Annotated in this window: 28 protein-coding genes and 1 pseudogene; 14 read left to right on the forward strand and 15 right to left on the reverse strand. The window is 67.4% G+C overall.

Features of this window, described 5'->3' with window-relative positions; genetic code table 11:
* Positions 1-4 precede the first annotated feature (4 nt).
* The 3 genes from WMF19_RS37665 to WMF19_RS37675 form a co-directional block, all read right to left on the reverse strand.
* Positions 5-433 (reverse strand): HNH endonuclease, encoded by a 429-nt coding sequence (locus WMF19_RS37665; RefSeq protein WP_437894782.1) that lies wholly within the window; start codon positions 431-433, stop codon positions 5-7.
* Positions 409-624 (reverse strand): hypothetical protein, encoded by a 216-nt coding sequence (locus WMF19_RS37670; RefSeq protein WP_437894783.1) that lies wholly within the window; start codon positions 622-624, stop codon positions 409-411. The genes WMF19_RS37665 and WMF19_RS37670 overlap by 25 nt, the downstream gene beginning before the upstream one ends.
* Before the next feature lie 448 nt (positions 625-1,072).
* Entirely contained in the window at positions 1,073-2,023 is a 951-nt protein-coding gene (locus WMF19_RS37675) for a TauD/TfdA dioxygenase family protein (RefSeq protein WP_437894784.1), read from the reverse strand.
* A 267-nt stretch (positions 2,024-2,290) separates the two neighbouring features.
* On the opposite strand from WMF19_RS37675, the gene WMF19_RS37680 reads away from it, so the two are divergent.
* Positions 2,291-2,434 (forward strand): hypothetical protein, encoded by a 144-nt coding sequence (locus WMF19_RS37680; RefSeq protein ID WP_437894785.1) that lies wholly within the window; start codon positions 2,291-2,293, stop codon positions 2,432-2,434.
* A gap of 556 nt (positions 2,435-2,990) precedes the next feature.
* On the opposite strand, the gene WMF19_RS37685 is transcribed toward WMF19_RS37680, so the two are convergent.
* Together WMF19_RS37685 and WMF19_RS37690 are read right to left on the reverse strand one after the other, a co-directional pair.
* A complete protein-coding gene (locus WMF19_RS37685; RefSeq protein WP_437894787.1) occupies positions 2,991-3,527 on the reverse strand; it encodes a hypothetical protein in 537 nt (178 codons plus the stop codon).
* A gap of 7 nt (positions 3,528-3,534) precedes the next feature.
* The gene (locus WMF19_RS37690) at positions 3,535-4,287 is read right to left on the reverse strand and encodes a transposase (RefSeq protein ID WP_437894788.1); all 753 of its coding nucleotides are present in this window, start codon (positions 4,285-4,287) and stop codon (positions 3,535-3,537) included.
* Between the two features lie 378 nt (positions 4,288-4,665).
* Here WMF19_RS37690 and WMF19_RS37695 point away from each other — a divergent pair, with 378 nt between their 5' ends.
* Positions 4,666-4,914 (forward strand): hypothetical protein, encoded by a 249-nt coding sequence (locus WMF19_RS37695; protein WP_437894789.1) that lies wholly within the window; start codon positions 4,666-4,668, stop codon positions 4,912-4,914.
* A 602-nt stretch (positions 4,915-5,516) separates the two neighbouring features.
* Here WMF19_RS37695 and WMF19_RS37700 read toward each other — a convergent pair.
* From WMF19_RS37700 to WMF19_RS37715, 4 genes are all read right to left on the reverse strand, one after another.
* Entirely contained in the window at positions 5,517-6,980 is a 1,464-nt protein-coding gene (locus WMF19_RS37700) for a hypothetical protein (RefSeq protein ID WP_437894790.1), read from the reverse strand.
* Positions 6,981-7,063: 83 nt separating this feature from the next.
* A complete protein-coding gene (locus tag WMF19_RS37705; RefSeq protein ID WP_437894791.1) occupies positions 7,064-8,188 on the reverse strand; it encodes an IS3 family transposase in 1,125 nt (374 codons plus the stop codon).
* Entirely contained in the window at positions 8,188-8,547 is a 360-nt protein-coding gene (locus WMF19_RS37710; protein WP_437894792.1) for a transposase, read from the reverse strand. Before WMF19_RS37710 ends, WMF19_RS37705 begins: the two co-directional genes overlap by 1 nt.
* A gap of 648 nt (positions 8,548-9,195) precedes the next feature.
* Complete coding sequence (locus WMF19_RS37715) at positions 9,196-9,573, reverse strand: helix-turn-helix domain-containing protein (RefSeq protein WP_437894793.1); 378 nt, start codon at positions 9,571-9,573, stop codon at positions 9,196-9,198.
* Between the two features lie 213 nt (positions 9,574-9,786).
* Here WMF19_RS37715 and WMF19_RS37720 point away from each other — a divergent pair, with 213 nt between their 5' ends.
* The 6 genes and pseudogenes from WMF19_RS37720 (at position 9,787) to WMF19_RS37745 (ending at position 12,399) form a co-directional block, all read left to right on the forward strand.
* Positions 9,787-10,299 carry a sigma-70 family RNA polymerase sigma factor gene (locus WMF19_RS37720; RefSeq protein WP_437894794.1) on the forward strand — a complete coding sequence of 171 codons (513 nt, stop codon included), beginning with the start codon at positions 9,787-9,789 and terminating at the stop codon, positions 10,297-10,299.
* Positions 10,300-10,304: 5 nt separating this feature from the next.
* Positions 10,305-10,931 (forward strand): JAB domain-containing protein, encoded by a 627-nt coding sequence (locus WMF19_RS37725; protein ID WP_437901715.1) that lies wholly within the window; start codon positions 10,305-10,307, stop codon positions 10,929-10,931.
* Positions 10,932-11,369: 438 nt separating this feature from the next.
* Positions 11,370-11,624, forward strand: coding sequence for a hypothetical protein (locus tag WMF19_RS37730; RefSeq protein ID WP_437901786.1), 255 nt, complete (start codon positions 11,370-11,372; stop codon positions 11,622-11,624).
* The gene (locus tag WMF19_RS37735) at positions 11,596-11,754 is read left to right on the forward strand and encodes a DUF6036 family nucleotidyltransferase (protein ID WP_437894795.1); all 159 of its coding nucleotides are present in this window, start codon (positions 11,596-11,598) and stop codon (positions 11,752-11,754) included. Before WMF19_RS37730 ends, WMF19_RS37735 begins: the two co-directional genes overlap by 29 nt.
* Positions 11,732-11,899: pseudogene (locus tag WMF19_RS37740) on the forward strand (JAB domain-containing protein); the annotation flags it as partial. The gene WMF19_RS37735 and the pseudogene WMF19_RS37740, both read left to right, overlap by 23 nt.
* Positions 11,900-12,174: 275 nt before the next feature.
* On the forward strand, positions 12,175-12,399 hold the full coding sequence (locus WMF19_RS37745; RefSeq protein WP_437894796.1) for an addiction module protein: 225 nt from the start codon (positions 12,175-12,177) through the stop codon (positions 12,397-12,399).
* 105 nt (positions 12,400-12,504) lie between these two features.
* Here the strand turns inward: WMF19_RS37745 and WMF19_RS37750 are convergent, their stop codons facing one another.
* Positions 12,505-12,897 (reverse strand): GFA family protein, encoded by a 393-nt coding sequence (locus WMF19_RS37750; protein WP_437795389.1) that lies wholly within the window; start codon positions 12,895-12,897, stop codon positions 12,505-12,507.
* 190 nt (positions 12,898-13,087) lie between these two features.
* Positions 13,088-13,792, reverse strand: a complete 705-nt coding sequence (locus WMF19_RS37755) for an NADPH-dependent F420 reductase (protein WP_437894797.1) — start codon at positions 13,790-13,792, stop codon at positions 13,088-13,090.
* A 541-nt stretch (positions 13,793-14,333) separates the two neighbouring features.
* On the opposite strand from WMF19_RS37755, the gene WMF19_RS37760 reads away from it, so the two are divergent.
* The 5 genes from WMF19_RS37760 to WMF19_RS37780 all read left to right on the forward strand — a co-directional run bounded on the left by WMF19_RS37760 (position 14,334) and on the right by WMF19_RS37780 (position 17,998).
* Positions 14,334-14,897 (forward strand): cysteine hydrolase family protein, encoded by a 564-nt coding sequence (locus tag WMF19_RS37760; RefSeq protein WP_437894798.1) that lies wholly within the window; start codon positions 14,334-14,336, stop codon positions 14,895-14,897.
* A 388-nt stretch (positions 14,898-15,285) separates the two neighbouring features.
* Positions 15,286-15,687, forward strand: coding sequence for a VOC family protein (locus WMF19_RS37765; RefSeq protein ID WP_437894799.1), 402 nt, complete (start codon positions 15,286-15,288; stop codon positions 15,685-15,687).
* Positions 15,688-15,799: 112 nt separating this feature from the next.
* Entirely contained in the window at positions 15,800-16,420 is a 621-nt protein-coding gene (locus WMF19_RS37770) for a glutathione S-transferase family protein (RefSeq protein WP_437894800.1), read from the forward strand.
* Positions 16,421-16,469: 49 nt separating this feature from the next.
* A complete protein-coding gene (locus WMF19_RS37775; RefSeq protein ID WP_437894801.1) occupies positions 16,470-16,772 on the forward strand; it encodes a hypothetical protein in 303 nt (100 codons plus the stop codon).
* The gene (locus tag WMF19_RS37780; protein ID WP_437894802.1) at positions 16,772-17,998 is read left to right on the forward strand and encodes an MFS transporter; all 1,227 of its coding nucleotides are present in this window, start codon (positions 16,772-16,774) and stop codon (positions 17,996-17,998) included. Before WMF19_RS37775 ends, WMF19_RS37780 begins: the two co-directional genes overlap by 1 nt.
* Positions 17,999-18,007: 9 nt before the next feature.
* Here WMF19_RS37780 and WMF19_RS37785 read toward each other — a convergent pair whose 3' ends face one another.
* The 4 genes from WMF19_RS37785 to WMF19_RS37800 form a co-directional block, all read right to left on the reverse strand.
* A complete protein-coding gene (locus tag WMF19_RS37785; protein ID WP_437894803.1) occupies positions 18,008-18,964 on the reverse strand; it encodes an alpha/beta fold hydrolase in 957 nt (318 codons plus the stop codon).
* The gene (locus WMF19_RS37790; protein WP_272102548.1) at positions 18,961-19,392 is read right to left on the reverse strand and encodes a helix-turn-helix domain-containing protein; all 432 of its coding nucleotides are present in this window, start codon (positions 19,390-19,392) and stop codon (positions 18,961-18,963) included. The genes WMF19_RS37785 and WMF19_RS37790 overlap by 4 nt, the downstream gene beginning before the upstream one ends.
* A gap of 10 nt (positions 19,393-19,402) precedes the next feature.
* Positions 19,403-19,699: a type II toxin-antitoxin system HigB family toxin gene (locus WMF19_RS37795; protein WP_437795367.1), complete on the reverse strand. Its 297-nt coding sequence runs from the start codon at positions 19,697-19,699 to the stop codon at positions 19,403-19,405.
* Positions 19,700-19,778: 79 nt separating this feature from the next.
* Positions 19,779-20,174, reverse strand: coding sequence for a winged helix-turn-helix transcriptional regulator (locus tag WMF19_RS37800; protein WP_437894804.1), 396 nt, complete (start codon positions 20,172-20,174; stop codon positions 19,779-19,781).
* A gap of 83 nt (positions 20,175-20,257) precedes the next feature.
* Between WMF19_RS37800 and WMF19_RS37805 the strand changes: the two genes are divergently transcribed.
* On the forward strand, positions 20,258-21,067 hold the full coding sequence (locus WMF19_RS37805) for an SDR family oxidoreductase (RefSeq protein ID WP_437894805.1): 810 nt from the start codon (positions 20,258-20,260) through the stop codon (positions 21,065-21,067).
* The last annotated feature ends 39 nt before the right edge of the window (positions 21,068-21,106 follow it).

Genomic DNA, 21,106 nt, shown 5'->3' on the forward strand with positions numbered 1-21,106 from the left:
GACCTCACGGATGCCGGCCCCGGCGCAGCAGGAACGCGCGCAGGCGAACTCGATCCTCGTCGTTCATGTCCAGGAGCTGGACAGTCGCGCGCCCCTCCGCAGTAAGCCCGTTGATGACTCCAGTCGATTCCGTGACGAAGTGCTCCCGCCACGCGTGCCGCCTGGGATGATAGAGCTGTACGACAAGCTTACTCTCGGGGTCGATCGACGCGATGTTCGGCCCCTTCTTCAAGTTGCAGCGAATGCAGCATAGACACAGGTTGTCGGCATCATCCGAACCACGATGTTGCCTTCCGATGATGTGGTCTACCTGATGGGGCAAGATGGATGCGTCCTGCGGAAGGTGGCAGTACTCACATGCCCCCTGGGCGCGCCGCTGGACCAGCTCTCGCGTGTCGCTCGGCAGCTTCACGACGCCGCGCGCATGCTCCATACCTCCTCTGTCTGAAGCTTGAGGAGGCTGAGCATGTCGTTCAAGCGGACGACCTCGGTATATTCTCTGTGCTCTTCAGGCGTAAGGACGCCGCTTGTGCTCTTCTGAGCGAGCTCCTCGACGCGAGGCGCCAGGTCCTTGCTGACGGCGTCGAGCGCCGCCTCGAGCTGCTCGATGGTTCGCTTCTCCATGAGTGTCTCCGTCTTCAGCGCCTCGCGTCAGGATGTCATCGGTCTGCCGTCGGTTCAATGTCCGCCACGGATCGGCGGCCGTGCAGCCCACCCGAGCATCGAACGGATCAGCGAGGCCGGCTTGGGAGGCGGACTGGGCCAACGACGGCGGCCGGGGCACGCCGGGCCAGGGCGGCGGCGGAGGTGGCGGCCGCAGGGGCGGGCTCGGCGTGTGCAGCGTGCAGGGGAGGCGCCGGGGGAGGCTCGGGCGGGGCCGGCGGCTGCTGTGGACGAGGCGGCGAGGGGGCGAGAACGGCTACCCGAGCATCGGCCTCGTCGCGCTGCACGCCAAGGTGACCGTGCGCGACAGCGAGATCGAGACGACCGGCGGCGGCCAGGGCGGCGACGGCGGCGGGCCCCAGCGAGGCGGACGGGGCGCCGGCGCGGAGAGGGCGTGGGGGGCGCGGCGTCAACCGAGCACGCCGAACAGCTCGCCTTCGAGCGGCCGCGAGCGGAACCCGTCGGGCCCTTGGGGCAGCTCGCCTGCGACGGTGATGCGGCGAACGACGCGCGGCAGGTCGAAGTGGGCGTAGTCGATGGGACCGGCGTGGGCGGTGGCCTGGTTGTCCCATACGGCGATCGCGTTGGGCGTCCAGCGGAAGCGCACCGCGTACTCGGGCCGCGTCACCTCGTCGGCCAGCAGATCGAGCAGCGCCTGGCTCTCGCGCTCTCGCAGGCCCACGATGTGGCTCGTCGTCCCCGGGTTGACGAACAGCGATTTGCGGCCGGTCCGCGGGTGCACGCGCACGAGCGGGTGAAGCGCGGCGAACGGGCCTGCGGCCTTGCGGCCCGGCCTGGGCTCTCCGCTATCGTAGCTGCTCGTGCGGTGGACGGCCTGGAGCCCGTCGACGAGCGCCTTGATCGTGGGCGACAGGCCGTCGTAGGCGCACTCGAGGTTGCTCCAGAGCGTGTCGCCGCCGTACGGCGGGATCTCCACGCCGCGCAGGATGGAGTACCTGTTCGGGTTGGCGACGAAGGTGATGTCGATGTGCCAGCCCTTGTAGTCGCGCGGCGGCTTGGCGGTGGGGATGGAGAGGTCCGACCGGTGGTTCTCCTTGTACTCGGCGGCCTTTCGTTCCCAGATCTCCGGGTGCTCAGGGAGCCCCAGCGCGATCGGGTGGGCCGGCGTCAGCGGGCCGAAGGAGCGGCCGAAGGTGAGCAGCTGTTCGTTGGAGATGTCCTGCTCGCGGAAGAAGATCACCTTCCATTGGAGCAGGGTTTGCTCGATTGCCTGCGCCGTGGCAGGGGCCAGCGGCTTGCGCAGGTCGACGCCGTGGATCTCCGCCCCGATCACGGGCGTCAGCGGTCGTACATCCAGCCGCAGAGGGTAGGTCTGTTGCTCGGCAATGAGGGCGGACATGGCACTCTTCTCGCAGTCTTGAACGAGCCTGGACGCCAGCTCGCGGCTCGCCCTGAGCATGCGCCGTTCCAGTCCGGTGACTCGAGAAATTCTTGCAGGGCCGCACAGCTCGGGGCATGGCCTCACCCCGCCGTGGCGACGCGGTCGCGCGGTCCGTCGCGCCGAGCGCGCGTTGAGCAAGGGGTTGCGCTCGACGAGGCTCGGCGAGGTGGCGGAAGCGTGATGTGCCGCCGCGCCTGTTCCGCAGGCAGCAGCTTTGCGGGTGCGGTGTTGCGCACGAAGCAGTCCCGGGGGGGACCGAGCAGCGAGGCCGGCTGGGAAGCGGACTGGGCCGGCGACGGCTGCTGGGGCACGCCGGGCCAGGGCGGCGGCGGAGGCGGCGTGCTGGGCGCGCGGCGTGCACGGCAGTGAGGTGATCGCGGGGCGGGGGACCAGGCGGAGCGGCGGCGCGGCGGCCTCCTGCGCAGCGCCGCCGGCCGTCCTGCGCAGGCCATCGGCCTTCCTGCGCAAGACCCGGTGCTCTCCTGCGCGGCCTCGACGACCCTCCAGCGCAGCCCCGGGGGGTTTCCTGCGCGGCCTGGGCGCGTTCCTTTACAGCCCCCGCTGGTGTCCTGCGCAACGTTCGCCCCTGTCCTGCGCGGCCTCCGCGCCCCTCCTGCGCGCCCCCGTTGGTGTCCTTCGTCACGATCGTCCGGCTCCTGCGCAGCCCCGGTGGCTCTCCTGCGCAGCCCCGGCGTCGTCTCGCGCGCCTTTTGTGGTTGCTGCGCAGTTCTTCCTCCCTCGTGCGCCCCCTCCGCCAGCGCCGTGGCCCGCTGCCCGGTCACCTTACACGCTGGGGCCGCCGGGCAAGGGCGGCATCCGCTGAAACGATGAGGGCAAGATGATCTCGGGCGAGGACGGCGTCGCCGTGGAGACGCCCCGGTTTCCTCGATCGGCCGGGCTCGCCAAAGGATTCTTGCCCGCCGGGTCAGGAGTCCCCGTGCTCGCGGTCTCCAGGGCCTTGCCTCTTGGATTTCAGCAGCGCAGGTACGCCTTCCGGCCAGTAGAGGAATTCCTCCAGTGGCATTTCCGGCTCAGGCGAGTTGTCCCACCCGCCCGGTGGCGCCAACATTCCCTCGGCGTGAAGGAGGGCGCGCGCGACCTCCGTGATCTCCGCCGGCAGTCCAGGAGGCAACCACGCTTCGATGAGCGCACGGAGCCGCATGGCCAGAGGCTCGCGCTCTTCGTAGGGCACGGGGCTGAATTCCGGGGACACGTGGCGCTTACCGCGACGAACGTACGCGACGTACCAGTCGACTATCCGAAGCAGGTGCTCGCGCGGAGGCATGCGGCTCATCCCGAGGAAAAGCCGCGGAACGGCGAGTGCGTGCACCCACAGGATGGCCGCAGCGGCTTGCTCGAAGTCGGAGAGCGCAGAGCTTCCATCGGGCCTGCGCTTCGCGGCATGCTCGAATGCCATCTGGAGGATCCTGTCGGTATCAACGATGTCGTCATCGTGTGCCATGGAACCCTCATTCGAAGGGGACCGGATGCTCGAGCAGCATACATTCTTCGATTTTCTTGTCTATGAAAACGTACCAGATCATCTTGATGCCCACGATTTGCTTGTCGCGAACGCAGGTGTAAGTGCACCACCCCTTGTTGATGAATGCTGATATATCAATAAAGCTCGGGCACAGCGAGCACCTTCCCTTGCCACATCCCGTGACCGCGCAGCTCCCATAACCCTTGCCGTCCTCGAAGTCACAGTACTGCTTACGCCTGCAGCCGAAGTCCCACTTGTCGACGCATTCTTCCTTGATGTTGATCTTCGCCAGCTCGACCGCCGACGGATCGAGCCCCTCGACCCACTGCTGCGCTTGCTCCCAGACGATGGGCGCGTACTCATCGATCATCTGTTGCAAGAGCGCCGGGTCGATTGCCGCAGGATCGCTGCCTTGCGACTCGATCATCGCGGCGAGCGCGTAGCTGGAGTACTGCGTCTTGAGATCCACGAGAGCGAGCTCGTAGGGATCGGCGATCGCCAGCGCCTCCTCCAGCGCGGTGGTCGCCTCTTCATCCTCCACGGCCGGGACTTCGGAGTCTTCGCCGTTGTCGTCCTGGTCGCCAGCGACCTCCTCACCGCTACCAGGATCGGCCTGCGTATCGTCGATCCCATCACCGCTCCCTGGTCCGATGTGGATCGTGCATGCGGGGACCACCAGCCCGCCGAGAGTGCCAACGAATGACAGTGCTGCGATGTGCGAGACGAGCTTCTTCGACATGGCCTCCTCCAGTTCAGGACGGAACGCAAGCTTCTCCCGAGGCGTCACGGCCAGTCGTCGTCGTCTCGCCGAGGTGGCAGATCACCTCGGCGTCCCCGGATCGCTCCTGATTCGCACGCGCGAAGCAGACGGACGGCACCGGCGTCGGCAGCGCGGCATCAAGCGCGATCGTTCCAGCGCCGCCCCAGGATCTACCAATTCATGCGCCCCTCCCGAACGCGACGTACAGGTGACAGCCTTCGGCGTCTAGACCCGCCTGCAGGCTGCGGCGCGAGGGCGGCATCTGCTGGGCAGGTCGTCGCGGGCGGGCGTGGCGACCGACAGAAGTGTTGACCCCGACGCGGAGCCAGCAACCACAGACGGCGAGGACGCGGGGACGTGGCCGACGTGGGCCGCACGGACGGCGACCACGGGATCGACGGCGCGTGCGGCATCGTCGGCGAGGGCACCGGGCGCATCAGCCAGGCCGGCTGGGAAGCGGACTGGGCCGGCGACGGCGGCTGGGGCACGCCGGGCCAGGGCGGCGGCGGAGGTGGCGGCCGCAGGGGCGGGCTCGGCGTGAGCACTGGCGTGCGACCCGAGCCCTGCTGGACCAGTCGTAGACGGCGCTGCCGCTGGGACCACTGACTGTGCCGCCGGCGCGCCCGCTGCACGATGCCGCCGTCACGCCCGCGTAGGTGCAGGCCGTCCAGGCCGTCCCCGGCGCCGCCGTGCACCGGCCAGGGTAGCCAGCTTCTTCGAGACGGAGCTCGTCGAGCGGATACCTCCTTGACCGCAACCGCGCACGCCCGCGATGGCCATCAAGCGGGCTGCTCGGCGGACCATCAGCCAGCCTGAGCGTCAACAAAGGGCCGACAGGTAAGGGCGGCATCAGCTGGGACGACCAGGGCAAGATGAGCTCGGGCGAGGGCGGCATCGCTGTGAAGATACACCGGTTTCCTGAATAGCTGGAGTGGAGCTCGCCCAGCGCCCGCGCAACAGCGTGCGCCTCTGCTGCGCCGCGAAGCGGTGTTGGCAGCAGCCTCGGGCTGGGCCGTGCATGTTGGCCCTTTGCGCTAGTCCGCTTCAGTGTTGGGATCTTCGCCATCGTGCGGTGCTATACGTCGACGAAATAGTCGGTCGAGTATTCTTTCGCCAATATTGTCAAAAGCTCGCTCAGCAATTGGCATTCGGTGGTCCTCAAGATGAGGATGGAGATGAATTAGATACTGCTGAAGCGAAATGTACTTCTATTGCGCCGAAGTCTTCTCTTGAAGCATTCCGCACACAGATTTTCCACGAGATGCAAAAGCCATCATGCTTTCATAGTTGTCGGCAGACGCAAGAGTAGCCGGAAGAACATCGACCTGTTGTAGCACGCCTTGCCTAATACATTCTCGCTCCAGCCACCTGTAGAACATCGTGGTATCGCAGACGTTGTCGAATACAATGAGCACGGGCAAAACATATGCGTCCCTAGGGATCCGCGGTTCGTATTCGCCTGCCCTTATACGGTCGACTTTATCGTGAAGCAACCACAAGGCACCGGCACGGTACCCCTTGGCCTTGCCCTCAATTCTCGATTCGAAGAAGAACGACCTGAGCCATGCAACCGGATCTTCGCGGGAGTGCGCGATCTTGACAGCTGTTTCGCGAACAACTTTGGCCTTTACAGAGCCCAGCATGACTAGATTGTTTTCGAAGACTACTACGTCCTCGATCTCATTGTCGTCCCCTACGCTCGGAGACATAAAAACAGTCCCAGCGAACAAGCTTTGCGCTTGAGCCTCTTCGACAAGGCTCCGGCACCATCGCTCAAACAGCTCGCCAAATGTGCTCGACCAGATCTGATTTCCGCTCCTTCCGAACATGGTATTTGCCGCCGCGTTGAATCGTCCCCAAAGTCCGATCGTGAGCTGCTGAGCAACCATCCATGGCGAACTAGCAACAACTACATCTGGACGCACTGATACGAATGGTTTTCGATAGAATATTGTTGGCGCATGAGGCAGGCCGTTGGACCTCTTCCGAGATGCCAGGTGAGATGCCGCGTCGTCGAGCGACCACGTTAACTCAGCAATCCACCGTTCACCGACCCCCGGAGCGAGGTCCGTGTGTTTGAACAACGAGCTGGGATTGATTACGGGGGGGGAGTCCTTGCCCCAGTGTCTGCCGAACATGAAGATGGGGCCAAGAAAAGAATCGAGATATTCGGGAAAGGTCGTGCCAAGGGCATGCCGCTGTAGCTCGTGCCATTTGTTCGGATCGCTGAGCGCATTGATGCGCGGCTGCTGCTCCATCATGAGAACCATGCGAACCAATTGCTGAAGCGGATCCCCGCCGTGGTTGAAGAGGCCAAGAAACCAGAAGTCTGCTACGGCATCATCGAGCGCATCCAAATCAACATTGTCCGGAGACAGCCAGTCATGGACATGATCGTTCGCGGCTAACAGCAGGAAGGCGATTAAGCCTTCCGTTGGTGTTTCACCCACTTCCGGACACTCCAGTAAAGCGATAGCTTGTGAGAAGTAGATCACCTGTTCGTGAGCGATGGCTCTGTCATCGGCAGCGGATAGTACATATTCGCGAACCGCGCTCTCAACCGCAGAATCTCCTGGGCTAAAAACAAGAGCACTGCGCGTGAATAGTCTGGACTCTTCACCGAAAACCCCGCCGTCCGTGTTGGCGATAATCGCGGCAAGGTGCGCGAGCATGGTGAACGTCGAAGCGCGCTCCAGCTTCCTGAAGTAGGAGAGCGGAGAATGCCAACGGGTTTGAGACAGGCCGGACGAGAATCCTATGAGGGGATCGCGACGAGGGGCGCGTTCCGGCTCTGGGCCCCAACCGGTCGAGATCGGGGCGGCCGCGGCACGGCGGTGGGCGCGTCGCTGGTCGTGCCCGTGTGCGGCGGCGCCGCGGCCGCGCAGGCGTCGTCGTCGATGGACAGCGGGTTGATGGCTACCGAAGCGGGCGGCCTGCGCACGACGGGCGGGCCGTTCGGGAAGCGTTCAGGATGCGCGGCGTAGGCCGTGTCGAGGGCGACCTGGCGCCGAGCCGCGATATCATCGACGCGGCCGTAGAATACATCAGCAGGTGTGAAGAGCGCAAGGCCAGAATGCTGATGAAGGTCGTTATACCAGCTGAAGAACTCCTGGCACCACGCTCGTGCATGAGCCAGCGAGGCAAAGCGGTCCGGATAGTCGGGCTGGTATTTAAGCGTCTTGAACTGCGACTCGGAGAAGGCGTTGTCATCGCTGACGTGAGGCCGGCTGAAGCTACGAACGACGCCGAGCGAGCCGAGGAGCTGAGCGAGCCCCTCCGACCTCATCGCGGAGCCGCGGTCGGCGTGCACGGTGAGCGAGCCGGGCTCGACGCCGTGGCGGGCGACAGTCTCTGCGAAGAGGTGCTCGGCGAGCTCCGCGCTCTCGCGCTCAGCGAGCAGCCAGCCGACGGTCATGCGACTGAACAGGTCGAGGACGACGTACAGGCAGTAGAAGACCCCGGGCAGCGGCCCGCGCAGCTTGGTTATATCCCACGTCCAGATCTGGTTGGGGGCCGTGGCGGTGAGGGTCGGCTTGACATGCTTCATCGGCCCACGCTGCGCGCGTCGCTCGCCGCTCTCGCGGGACGCCGCGAGCAGGCGGTACATCGTGCGGATGGAGGCGAGGTAGACGCCGCGCGACAGCAGCGTCGCGTAGACCTCCGGCGGGGGCTGGTCGACGAACTCGTCGCTGTGCAGCACGTCGAGCACGGCTTGCCGCTCGGGGTCGCTGAGCCGGCGTGGGCTCGGAGCGGGCCCGGTCAGCGCGGGCAGCTTCGCGGGCTGGGTCTGCCGGTAGAGCGTGGCGCGGCTGACGCCGAGTGCCGCACACGCCTGGGCGATGGAGACGTGCGGGTCATCGAGCTCTTCGATGATGTCCATCAGCGCTCTTCGTCGTTCGTGAGGTTGATGCCCAGAATGGAAGAGACTTTTTTTTGAAGATCGATGAGCTTCTCAGCGAGCGCGAGCTTCTCCTCGAGCCGCGCCGAGCGCTTCTCGAGCTCGGCGATGCGCCGGTCCTTCGCGTCCTGCTTCGGCTTGCGGCCGGGCTTGCGCCCCGAGAGGGCCTCGCTGCCGTGGAGGGCGAGTTGCTTGCGCCACGCCGTCAGGAGGGAGCTGTAGATGCCCTCACGGCGCAGGAGCGCCTCGATGTCCCCGCGCTGGGTGCACGCGGCCGCCTCGCGCACGATGCGCAGCTTCTCCGCCGCCGAGAACTTCCGCCTCTTGCCCGCCTTCGGCATGGTCTCGACGGCGACGCCACTCGGGCGGGGAGCAGCGCCCTGCGCCGCTGGGGCGGGGGTAGGATCGACGGATCGGAGATGGGAAGGCTTCGGCACGAGTCAGGTCCATTCTCCGCCCTCTCACCACAGATTTCTAGGGGGAGCCTGTCTCAACCGACGTTGGCACAGAGGGGAGAAGGATGTTCACGGGCATCGGTGATCCCGTAGCCTCGCTCAAGCACAGAAAGGTGTGCATGTTCTGAAGGGGATCTGGTTGGCTAGTACTCATACTCACGCGCTTCCAAAGCCGTGGCCGAGCAGTCACGCTCGCCGGGTGAAATGCAATCGCAGCGGGGCATATCGGGTCCCTGCGGATAGCGTATTCGACGATTGCCCCACCTTGTCAAGGAGACCTGCGCAGGACCGTGCTGTCTCTACACCGGAAGAAGGCGCGAGCGGGCCCTCGATGCCCTACCGCTCCGAAGCGAGTGCCTCTGCAACGGCCCGGCCGATCAGCGGCGGTGCTGTTCAGGTCGCCGCAGCTTGCCGAGTTCTCCACCAAGCGGGAGGGCGTCCGAAGCCGCAGCAAAGCACGCGCCGACGATGAGCCAAGTAGAGAAGCGCGCGGATGGCCGCGGGTTGTCGAGGCGCGGACACGGCGTCTGAGTGTCAGGTGCCGGCGGGACGCTTGCGCGGCCGGCCGCGCTTGATCTCCGGCATCTCCGCAGGCCGGAGGAGAGCCGCCGGTGAAACGTCGAGCGCGTTCGCGAGCCGAACGAGCGCGCCCAGGCTCACGCTCTGCCGCATGCCTTCGATGTCCTGCAGCGTCCGGAGATCGAGCTCGGCAGCCTCCGCGAGGGTTTCCTGGGTCATGCCGCGCTTCTGGCGCAAACGCCGAAGATTCGCGGCGATATAGACCAGAACGGTGTCCAGGGTGAGCGTTCGCACCAGCTCGTGCGTACACCGTTGCCCGACCCAGAATAACGCGGCCTGGCCGTGCTTTTTGTTGACGCTTCCTGCCGGCAGCCCGTAGGGTTGCAGGACCACGAATAGTGCCGCCCGCGGGTGCTGGTAACACCCCGGGCGGCGTGGCCGAACCCCGCTCGAACGAGGTCCGACATGGGAACAGTACGTTCACGCCCTGAACAGGGCCAAGAGATCAATCCGTCCTCCTGCCGCCGTGTCCGCTCCGGCGCTTCACGCCCGCCCGGGCAATGGCCTGGCAGGCGCGGGTCTCCAGCCGCGCATCCCGCCGTCTACTTGGACGTCACCGCGATCCTCACTCACACCCCCTTCGTCCGCAGCACCCTCCGCGCCCGCGGCGTTCTCCCCGCCGATCTCGACGACCTCACCCAGGACACCGTCCTCGGCGCCTGGCGCAGCATGCGCGCCGGCCGCTTCCGCCCGTCCCCCGCTCTTCCTCCCGCCGACGCCCTCCGCCCCTGGCTCGCCGGCATCGCCTCGCGGCAGGCGTCGCACTACCGCGACAAGGCCCACCGCCGCCACGAACTCCCCGCGGTCGACCCTGACCGCCTCTCCGCCTTCGCCGCCCCCTCTCCCGAGGCCCGCCTCGTCGCCCGTGGCCTCCTCCGCGCCTTCCACCGTCTCCGCCCCGAGCTGCGCGAGATCCTGTCGCTCGCCGCCACCGGCCTTTCCTCGCACGAGACCGCCGCCTCCCTCTCGCTCCCGCGCCCCAGGGTCGCCACCCGCCTCCACCTCGCACGCCGCCTCTTCGCCCGCGCCCTCACCCGCTCTCGGAGGTGGCCCCGATGAGCCCGATGAGCCGCGCCCCCGTCGACGCCCCCGCCGAGACGGCGGCCGAGCTGCCGACCGCGACCGAGGCCGCCCTCCTCGAGATGGTGCTCGGCCTACCCGGCGTCGGCCCGCGCATCCTCGGCACGGCCGCTCTCCCCTCGCTCGGTCGCCTCTCACCCGCGGCGCTCGCCGAGCGCACCCAGATCGCCCTCTTCGACGCGACCCGGCTCGCCGCCGCCTTCGAGCTCGGCCGCCGCTACCACGCCGCCCGCGCGCGCCGGGGCGCGCTCCTCACCGACGCCGCCCGCGTGGCGCGGTACTTCGGCCCGAGGCTCGCGTCCCTGGTCCACGAAGAGCTCTGGATCGCGGCGCTCGACGCCCACGGCCGCGTCCGCGAGACGCGCCTGCTCGCCCGCGGCTCCGACGACGCCCTCCACGTCGGCCGCTCAACCGTCCTGCGCACGGCGCTGGACATGGCCGCCCACAGCTTCGTCCTGGCCCATAACCACCCGAGCGGCGACCCGACGCCGACCCGCGAGGACGAAGCGATGACCCTGGAGCTGCGCCACCTCGGCTCGGAGCTGCAAGTCCCGCTCACGGCTCACGTCATCGTCACGCCCAGCGGCCGCTACGCCGCCGTCTACGAGTAGACCCTCGCGGGGCGCTTGCGCCCCCTGCGCCCCTGCGGCGGCGAGCTGCGCCCCTGCGCATCCAGAGCAAGCTTCCAGCGCATGGCCCCGGCCGGCAGCGCCGTAGGCCTCAGGCAGCGGCACGAGGCGCTGGAGCACATGGCGCCGCCGCGGGACCCGACCCAGGGCACCGCATCGAGGTCGACCCGCACTCACGCATCGCCTCCGGCGACCGCCGGCGCGCCGGCATCCGCACCGGGGGCCCGGCATCGCGCGCCCGACGTGTGACCTCGACCTGGATGGCGCGCGAGAAAGGCGCTCGCGAGGTCGGGCGACGGGAGCCACCCGACCGCTGCGACGTCCAAGGCGGGAAGACTGCGACTGGCGTACGCGCTCAGGGCACGATAGCCGGCCGGCCTCGGGAGCCATGCTCGCTCGCTATCGTCGAGGATCACCACCGTGGTACAGTGGGTCAGGAGCCCGACGCCGATGCATGATCGCAAAGCCGAACGAACAGCGGCTGAACCCTCCGACGCCGAGAAGAGCTGGGATCAGCGGATACTCGAAAGAGTCCCCTCCGGCGTTGATCCATCGCTCATCGCCGAGAACCTGCGCTTGACTCCCACCGAGAGAGTCGAGCGGATGCGGAAGGCTCTGGAGTTCATCGAGGAGGCGAAGGCAGCCCATGGTCACCGACTTTCGGCGCGTCGTTGAAGCGCTCGTCGGTGAGCGTGTCGATTTCGTGATCATCGGCGGGCTCGCGCTGGTAATTCAAGGCTCGAGCCGCACGACGAACGACATCGATATGTGCTACTCGCGGCCACAGATTCGTCTTGGCCCATAACCACCCCAGCGGCGACCCGACGCCGACCCGCGAAGACGAAGCGATGACCCTGGAGCTGCGCCACCTCGGCTCGGAGCTGCAAATCCCGCTCACGGCCCACGTCATCGTCACGCTCAGCGGCCGCTACGCCGCCGTCTACGAGTAGGTCGCCTCGCGGCGCGCTGCGCCCCTGCGCATCCAGCCGAAAGCCTCCCGCGCACCGCCCCGGCCGGGAGCTCCGCGAGCCCGGGCAGCGGCAGAGGTGCTGGAGCACGTGGAGCAACCGACCGTGGCTTGGCTATTGGCTAGCCCGAGCTCGGTCAGGTCGCTCCGTGCCTGCGCCACGCCAGTCGGCGTCGGCCATCGCCGTCGTCGCGGCATCTCCTCGCCGATGGGGAAGCGCGCCTGCGCGGCCTCCGAGCCGCGCGGTACAATCCCCCCGTGAACCTTCCCGAGCTGGAAGCCGAAGCCCTGAAGCTGCCCGTCGCGGAGCGCGCACGTCTCGCAGAGACGCTTCTGGCAAGCCTGGATGAGCTCTCCGAGGAGGAGCACAGGCGCCTCTGGACCGAGGAAGCGACGCGCCGGGACGCAGAGCTCGACGCGGATCCGTCCCGGGAGCGACCGGCCGAGGACGTCTTTCGTGACGCCCGCGCGCGGCTCCGGTGACGCTCCCGGTCATCTTTCACGACCGGGCTGAGGTCGAGCTGAATGCTCGTGCGCCCGACGTGCGACCTCGACCTGGATGGCGCGCGAGAAAACCGTTCGTGCGACCTACTCTTCAAAGCGACCCGTGGCGTCACGATCGCGGTCGTATCGTCTCGTGAGTGGAAACGGCGGCAACCAGGACTCGCGACGAACGATCCAGCTTTCGTAGGTTGGCATCAGTTGATCTGGGGCATCCAGGGATCCTAGGTTCACTTCGATCTCGTCTGCGCTGCGCGCAAAAATAGACGAGCCGCAGCGGGGACAGAAGAACCGCCCGGCGTAGTCGCGGGTTTCGCCATCGATCGTCACCGCATCCTGAGGGAACACCGCAGAAGCGTGAAAAAGGGCTCCATGATGCTTGCGGCAGTCGAGACAGTGACAAAGGCCGACCCGGTATGGGAGTCCCGACGCCACGATTCGCACGTTGCCGCACAGGCAGCCGCCGGTGAATCGGTCCATGCTGCGTCTCCTCTGAAATCAAGCGGTCGGAATGGTTCCAACGAACAGCACTGTCATTGCTGTTGCTCTGAAGCCCAGCCGGTGAAGGCAGGCCCGGGAAGCTTCGCTGCATCAGCGACGCTTGGATCAATCCGAGGATACTGTGTCCTTGAGGCAGCCGCTGCGACCGACGATTCCGCTTGCGCTCGGATCAGCTCGGGCTCTGTGACGCGATGAGCGATCGCAGCCAGTCGTCCGAGGCTTTGCGGTACTCGGGGACGCGACTCCGCTCGGCCGCGGCGAGCGCCTCCTTCAGTCGAGGCGCGTCTAGGTCGTGGATGTAGCAGGGGGTACCCGGCTGCTGGCGCCACGAGTCCTCGAGGCCGCCCGCGTCGACCGCATCGAAGCCGAGCTCGTCGACGAGGCGCATGACCTTCGCCCGCGCTTCCGGCGGATCCCCCGCGATCGGGAGCGCGACGCGCCCCGGCGTGCCCTTCGGCTTGCCCTTCGCGAGCAGGCTCTCGAAGTAGATGTTGTTGAACGCCTTGACCACCGGCCGCCCGATCTGTTCGGCGACCCACGCGCTCTCGACCTGCCCCGCCTCGATGGCCGGGATGCTGCCGTCGCGGACCGGGTAGTAGTTGTTGGTGTCGATCACGACCACGTCGGCGGGCACACCGGCGAAGAGATCCTTCGGCAGGTCCACGACTGCGCGCTGGGGGATCGTAACGACCACGATCTCGCCGCCGCGCGCGGCCTCCGCGGCCGAGACGGGGGTGGCCCCGGTCTCGGCGGCAAGCTCGCGGAGGGTGTCCGGCCCGCGCGAGTTCGCGATCACGACCTGGTGACCGAGCTTCCCCAACAGCTTCGCTAGCGACCCGCCGATCGAGCCGGCGCCGATGATTCCGATCTGCATTCGTCACTCCTTCGAGCCGAGCCGCCCGCGATCGAGCGCGGACGCCGGCGGTCCAGGTGCATCGTCTGACGCAGACGGGCGATCGCTCGCGCCGTTCACGTCGGGGATGGGCTGTACCACGACCAGCCGCCCTCGGCCCGCGCAGGAGAACGCTGCCCCCAGGACGAGCTTGCCCACGGGGTATGACGACCTGGCCCCCAAGGTAGGGCGACCTCGTTCACGAGCAGCAAGGCGTCGTCCACGGCCAGCGCGACATCGTCCCGGGGATGGGATGAGGGAGCAGCAAGTTCAAACGTCCGCCCGCGCAACGCCTGAGTTGAGCCGCGCCGCGAAGCGGCGTCGGCTTGAACGATCTGTCAGCTATCACTCCATAGGTTGGCGGATGGTGGTTTTGTGTGCCAGTCGACAGGCCATCGAGGGTCGTGCCTGAGGCAAGTCATGATCGCCGAGGGAGGGCAGAAGACTGTCCCGCGAACCTCGACGACCGTCCCGGCGTCGGTGTGCTGTTGACGGTGGGCCGCCGGATGGAGAAGCTGGCACCATGAGTAGCGCGCTGATCGTCGGTGACCTCCAGGTCGGGATTCTCGACAACTACCCGTTCACGAAGGCCGTGGTGCCGCCGGTGACCGAGCTGCTGCCGCGAGCCCGCGCAGCCGGGGTGCTGGTCGTGTTCGTGCGTACCGCGTTTCGGGCCAACGGCGCGGACTTGGCGGGTGAGGTCTTCGCGGCCTTCCACCGGGCCGGTAACCTGTTCCACGAGGGTTCGCCGGGTACGGAGGTCGCGCTGGAGGTCACCGCGGACGACGTCGTCGTGCTCAAGCGGCGCACGAGCGCGTTCGCAGGAACGGATCTCGATATGGTGCTCCGCGCCCGCGGCGTGGACTCGCTCGCGCTCACTGGTGTCGCGACGAGCGCCATGGTCGCGGCCACGCTGTACGACGCGTCGGACCGGGGCTACGGGCTGACCGTGCTCCGCGACGGCTGCGCCGACCCGGACCCGGCGGTGCACGAGCTCCTCGTCAACACCGTCTTTCCCAGCAGGGGAGCGGAAATCGTTACGTGCGCGCAGTGGCCAGCTCGTGGTGCGCGTACAGCTCCCCGTTGAACGGCTCGACCTCGCGGTAGCATGCGGCGCGGTACAGCCCGATTGCCTCTCCGAGGAGGAGCACAGGCGCCTCTGGACCGAGGAAGCGACGCTCCGGGACGCAGCGCTCGACGCAGATCCGTCCCGGGGGCGACCGGCCGAGGACGTCTTTCGTGACGCCCGCGCGCGGCTCCGGTGACGCTCCCGGTCATCGTTCACCACCGAGCTGAGGTCGAGCTGAACGGCTCCTCTGCATCGTCTTCGCCGGCGACGCCCGTCTGCCCGAGCGCCTGTTCCCGGCGTTTGGCCTGCCCATGGAGCTGCCGGAGCAGGGCGCGAAGATTTTTTTCGAGCGACCGATGAGTTCTCCTCGGGCGGGGCGTCCATGGAGCAAAAGGAGGCCAACCTCATGTCCCACAAGCTCTTCGTCAGCCTGCCCATCAAGAACCTCGAGCGCACCACGGCGTTCTTCAAGGCCCTCGGCTTCACGTTCAACCCGAAGTTCACGGGCGAGCAGGCCGCCTGCATGCTCGTCGGCGAGCACGCCTACGCGATGCTGCTCGTCGAGCCGTTCTTCAAGACGTTCACCAAGAGGGAGATCTGCGACACCGCGACGCACGTGGAGGGGGCCTTCGGGCTCACGTGCGAGAGCCGCGCCGAGGTGGACGCGATGGTGGAGAAGGCGCTCGCCGGCGGCGGCAAGGAGCCGGACCCGCCGCAGGACCACGGGTTCATGTACAGCCGGAGCTTCGAGGACCTCGACGGGCACCACTGGGAGGTGCTGTGGATGGATCCGAAGGCCGCGCAGTAGGCCGCACGGATCTCGGCGGAGGAGAAGGAGTCGAACACCTGGCGCGGGCGGCGTCATGCGCGACGAACGAAGCCCGCTTGCGGCCCGCGCGCGGCGGGGTTCTGCTCGCCGCATGTCCGACCTCAAATTCTATTACGCCCCCATGACGAGCGCAGACCGGGTGCACTGGGCGCTCGAGGAGCTCGGCGTCCCCTACGAGAAGGTCAAGCTCGACCTCGCGGCGGGAGATCAGCGCAAGCCCGAGTACCTCGCGCTCAACCCGAACGGCAAGGTCCCGCTGCTGGTCGCGGCGGGGAAGCCGATCTTCGAGGGGCTCGCGATCCTGCTCTACCTCGGCGAGCGCTTCGGCGTGGACAAGGGCCTCTTCCCGGCGCTCAACGCCGATCGCGCCGAGGCGTTCAAGTGGATGGCCTGGGGCAGCGTCACGCTGTTCGAGGCGACGACGCGGCTCCTGCGCAACACCCTGGAGCGCTTCCCCGCCGAGGAACGCAACCCCAAGGTCGCCGAGGGCGCGAAGCAGGACCTCGCGAACGGGATCGAGATCCTCGACCGCGCGCTCGAGGGCAAGGAGTACCTCGTGGGCAACCAGTTCTCGCTCGCCGACGTGTCGCTCGTGACGGCGCTGCCGTTCCTGGCCCGCTTCGGCGTGGACCTCTCGCCTTTCGCGAACGTGAACGCGTGGATCGCACGCTGTACGAGCCGGCCTGCGGCCAAGCGGGTCAGGCCGGGCTGAAGTCTCGCCCTGGCCGCCCGGCCGCGCTGGCGGCTATCTCATGAGCTTCATGAGCGCCAGCCGCGGCGACGGCCACCCCGACGCCCAGGCCGACTGGATGAGCTACCGGCTGCTCGACAGGCTGCGCGAACCTCCGCTCCGGACGACGTGTCTCCGCAGTACCGGATGCTCCCTGCTGCGCCAGCAGCAGGCGCGTGCTGCGCATGTGCTGCTGGCGCAGCAGCCAGCGGTCGCCATGGGCCTGCTCCGGCTCGGGAGCGTGGCTTGCAGGGCGCCCGCGCGGCAGCACCACCCGATTCGGCACAGCGGACGAACGCGCCGATCGACCGGCCGCTCGCCTCGGTTCGCGTGATGACGACCTCTTCGCCGCCTCTCCCCCAGCGTTATCTCCTCGGCTTCATGGTGCTCGGCCTGCTCGCGGGCTCGAGCAACGGCGTGGCCAAGGTGGTCCTGCCGCTGTATGCCGCCTCGCTCCACGCCACCCCCTGGCAGATCGGCCTGGTCGGCGGCCTGCAGTTCACCGGCATGCTGCTGCTCTCGATGCCGGTCGGAGGCTTGATCGACCGCCACGGCAGCCGGCCGCTGTTCCGCTTCGGCGGCCTCGCGGGCGCGGCGCTGTATCTGATCGGCTTCACCCACATGGATCGGCCCTGGCAGCTCATCGCGGGCGTGGTCCTCTTCGGGCTGCTCAACCCGTTTCGCATGGTCGCGACCCAGACCGAGTTCCTTCACCTGCTTCCTCGCCTCGGCCCGCGCAAGGCAGGCTGGCAGCGCGCGTCCCACTCGCTCGGCATGTTCTTCGTGGGCCCGATGCTCGGCGCGCAGCTCCTGGGCCTGCTCGGCTACACAGGCGTGTTCGTGGTGACCGGACTCGGGCTGCTGGCGACGGTCCTCGTCGGCGATCGCGTGCTCTCCGGGGCTCCCCCCGGCCGCGGGCGCTCGGCCACGCCGCTCCTCGAGCGCCTGCGCGGACAGGTCGGGATCATCCTGTCTCGCCGCGAGCTGCGCCAGAGCATGCTCATCGAGCTGTGCGGTCAGATGGCGATGTCCTACTTCGCCGTGTTCGTTGTGTTGATCGCGATTCGCGAGTTCGACCTCTCGGTGCCACAAGCCGCGAGCCTCGTGACCCTCCAGGGCGCCGTCTTCGTGCTGACCTTGCTCCTCGCCGGGGGCGCCCTGTCGCCGCTGCGCGACGCTGCCCGCTACGCGATCGCCTTCTCGCTGCTGCTCGCGACCGAGCTCCTGCTCGCTTTCCCCCTCGGCGTCGCGTCGCTGTGGATCGGGGCGGTCCTGCTCGGGCTCGGGCTGGGCGTGCAGCACCTCACGAGCGTCAACCGCTTCGCGGCGCTCACCGCCGAGCTCGGCCGCGGCCGGGTGGGCGGCCTGTTCTCGCTCTCGGGACCGGCCGGGGGCCTGATCGGCGCGGTGGCGGGCGGCTCGCTCGGGCAGCGCTTCGGCCTGTTCAGCGGCTTTCGCGTGCTCGCGGCGCTCTATGCGGTGCTGATGGTGTGGCACGGGCGCGGCGTCCTGACCGAGAACGGCCAGCGCGTCGCGCTCGCCGAGGGCGAGCCGGAGTGACCGCAGCAGCTACGCCAGCTCACGCAAGAACGACAGGACCACCTCTCCCAGGCGCTCGGGTTGTTGAAATGGAAGGCCGTGGCCGGCGTCCTGTACCTGTTCGATCCGTACGCGTGGGTTGAGGCTCCGCAGCTCCGTTGCCATCTCGAGCGTGACGACGGGGCTGTCATCACCGATGACAAGCAGGCTCGGGACGTCGATCGCGCTGACCACGTCGCGGTACGCGGGGTTGGGCGGCGTGAGAACGTCGAACGCTTCCATGCGGGTCTTCAGCCTCGCCTCGGCTTGCAGCTCGATGATCTCGGGCGAGCGGTGCGGGTTTCGGGCTCGGGCCTTCGCAACGAGGTCAGACTTCTGTAAGCCGAGGGCCTGGCGGTGTTGCTCGGCGACGTCGCTGGCGTGCACCTCGCGCTGGATCTCGGGGCTCAAGAACGTCGGGTCGACAAGGATGAGGCCGCGGAGGATCCCCGCCCCTCGACTCGCCACCACCGCGGCGGTCATGCCGCCCATCGAGTGGCCAAGCAGAACCGGACGGGAGAGCTCCAGGCCGCGGATGAGGCCCACGACGTCGCTCGCGTGATCGTCGTACTGGTATCCGTGGTGCGGCGCGCTCGAGCCGCCGTGCCCTCGGGCGTCGGGCATGACGACGTCGAACTCACCTTCGAGCGCCCGCGCCAGAGGAGTCCAGCAGGCGCCGCTCCCCATCAATCCATGGAGCAGGACGACGGGAATCTTGGCGCCTCCGGTTCGGAGATAGTGGATGTTGATGCCGTTCGTTTCGCAGACTCCGCTGATCCAATTCGTCATGGGGCTGTTCCTGCCTGCCGCAGCTTCGCAAGTGGGATGAAGTAGTTCAGGTCCAAGTACGCGGCCGAACGATCTGCCCATCTGCTGCCGCGCGAAGTGCGGTCGGCAGCATGGGCTTGTTCGGCGGCTGATTCGAGTCAGATGGAAGGCGCCGTTCACGCGGCGCGCTTCGCGCCTTTACCATGAGTGCTCCGTCCCGACGTTCGCCGCGGCGGCGGCTTCCCACGCGAATGAGGCGGATGGGCGATCAGCACTTCGGCCGGGATCTGCATCGATGCGTGGAGCTTTCGGATCATCGGGAGCGTGAGCGCCCGTTTGCGGCCCAAGACCTCCGAGACGCGTGCCCTGGAACCGATCAGCGGCTCAAGCTCCTTGCGAGTCCACCCGAGTTGCTCGCAGCGCGCCTCGATCGCTGCGATCGGGTCTGGCGGCGCAACAGGGAACTGCTTGCGCTCGTACGCGTCGACCAGCGTCGCAAGCGCATCGAGCTCTTGCGCCTCGGGCGAGCCCGGCTCCGCGTCCCAGAGCTCTTCGATTCTGCGAAGCGCCCGACCGTGACTCTCCTTATCCACAACAGGCTCGATCATCGCGGTGCCCTCATACGCTCGTCGCGTCAATTTTGTCGTATTCGGCATGGGTGCCGATGAATCGGACGTAGACCAGATACAATGGGCCGTACTTGACTTGAACGATCAAACGGTAATTGTTGCCCTTGATGTCGAACACAACCCGGTTGTTCGGAAGGAAATCGACGCTTCCGAAGACGGCTTTGATGTCAGCGGGCTCCGTCCAGGTGGCATTCTGGACGATGGAGAACCAGAGCCGCAGCGGAATCTCGGCATCGGCATGCCGAGTCCAGAACTCGACGAGAGTGCTGCGGCTGAAGATCCGCACGGAGTGGAAGGCATATCATGCTCCCGCGGTGGGAGCAAGCCCTTCGAGTGCAGCCTCCGGTGGCAGCTGAACCAGGCCATCACGAACGCGCATCGACGGGAGAGGACGCGCCGCGCTTCGCTGCCCATCGCAGCAGCGCGTCGAGCGCCGGGCAGAGCGCTTGTCCCCACTCGGTGAGCCCGTACTCGACCCGGGGCGGCACCTCGGGGTGCGTGACGCGCCAGACCATCCCGTCCCGCTCCATCTCCCGGAGCTGCTGGATCAGCATCTTTTGCGAGACGCCAGGGATGGCGCGTTCGAGCTCCGAGAAGCGCTGCACCTTCCCTCCGAAGAGGCGGAACAGGATCACCAGCTTCCAGCGCCCCTTGACGAGCTGGAGGGCCTGCTCGACACGCTCGGCGGCGATCTCGGGGGTGGCCGGCTCGTCATACTCACCTTCGGGTGCGTACCCCACCTTTTCGTGCGTTCTTGCCACCCGATGAGCCTAGCCCAACTTTGCGTGTGAGGGGCCCACGTGCTGGGCCTCGGGTCATCGTCTCCCAGGAGGAACCATCGCCCATGCAAGTGAACACGCCCCGCAAATTCTCGATCGATCCTGAGGAGTTCGCCGGCAAGCGCGTGCTCGTCACAGGCGGCACCAAGGGGGCGGGCGAGGCCATCGTCCGCCGCCTCGGCGCAGGGGGCGCCTTCACTGTGACCACGGCGCGCTCTGCGCTGCCGGCAGGCCAGTCGCCGAACGTCTTCGTACAGGCCGACCTTGCGACGGTAGCGGGTGTGGACGCCGTCGTCCGCACGGTCCTGGGCGAGCTTGGCGGGATCGACATCCTGGTCCACACCGTCGGCGGCTCCTCTGCGCCGGGCGGCGGCTTCGCGTCGCTCACCGAGGACATCTGGAGCGACGAGCTGTCGCTCAACCTCATGGCCGCCGTGCGTCTCGATCGCGCGCTCCTCCCGAGCATGATCGCGCGAGGCGCGGGGGTCGTCCTCCACGTTTCGTCCATCCAGCGCCGGCTCCCTCTCCACGACGCGACGATCGCGTACGCGTCCGCGAAAGCCGCGTTGTCCACGTACAGCAAGGCGCTCTCCAAGGAGCTGGGACCGAAGGGTGTCCGCGTGAACTCGATCGCCCCGGGATGGATCCGCACGACGGCCGCCGACGCCTTGGTGAAGCGCCTTGCCGACAACGCCGGTACGGATGAAGACACGGCCCGGCAGGGCATCATGAACGCGCTCGGTGGCATCCCCATCGGGCGTCCCGCATGGCCCGAAGAGGTCGCGGAGCTCGTCGCGTTCCTCGCCTCCGACAGGGCGGCGTCCATCCATGGGAGCGAGTACCTGATCGACGGGGGCACTGTGCCCACCGTTTGACGGCAAATACCGGACCCACCTTGGCACAACGCCCGCTCG

It is taken from the genome of Sorangium sp. So ce124, from assembly GCF_051525235.1.
Lineage (GTDB): Bacteria > Myxococcota_A > Polyangia > Polyangiales > Polyangiaceae > Sorangium > Sorangium atrum.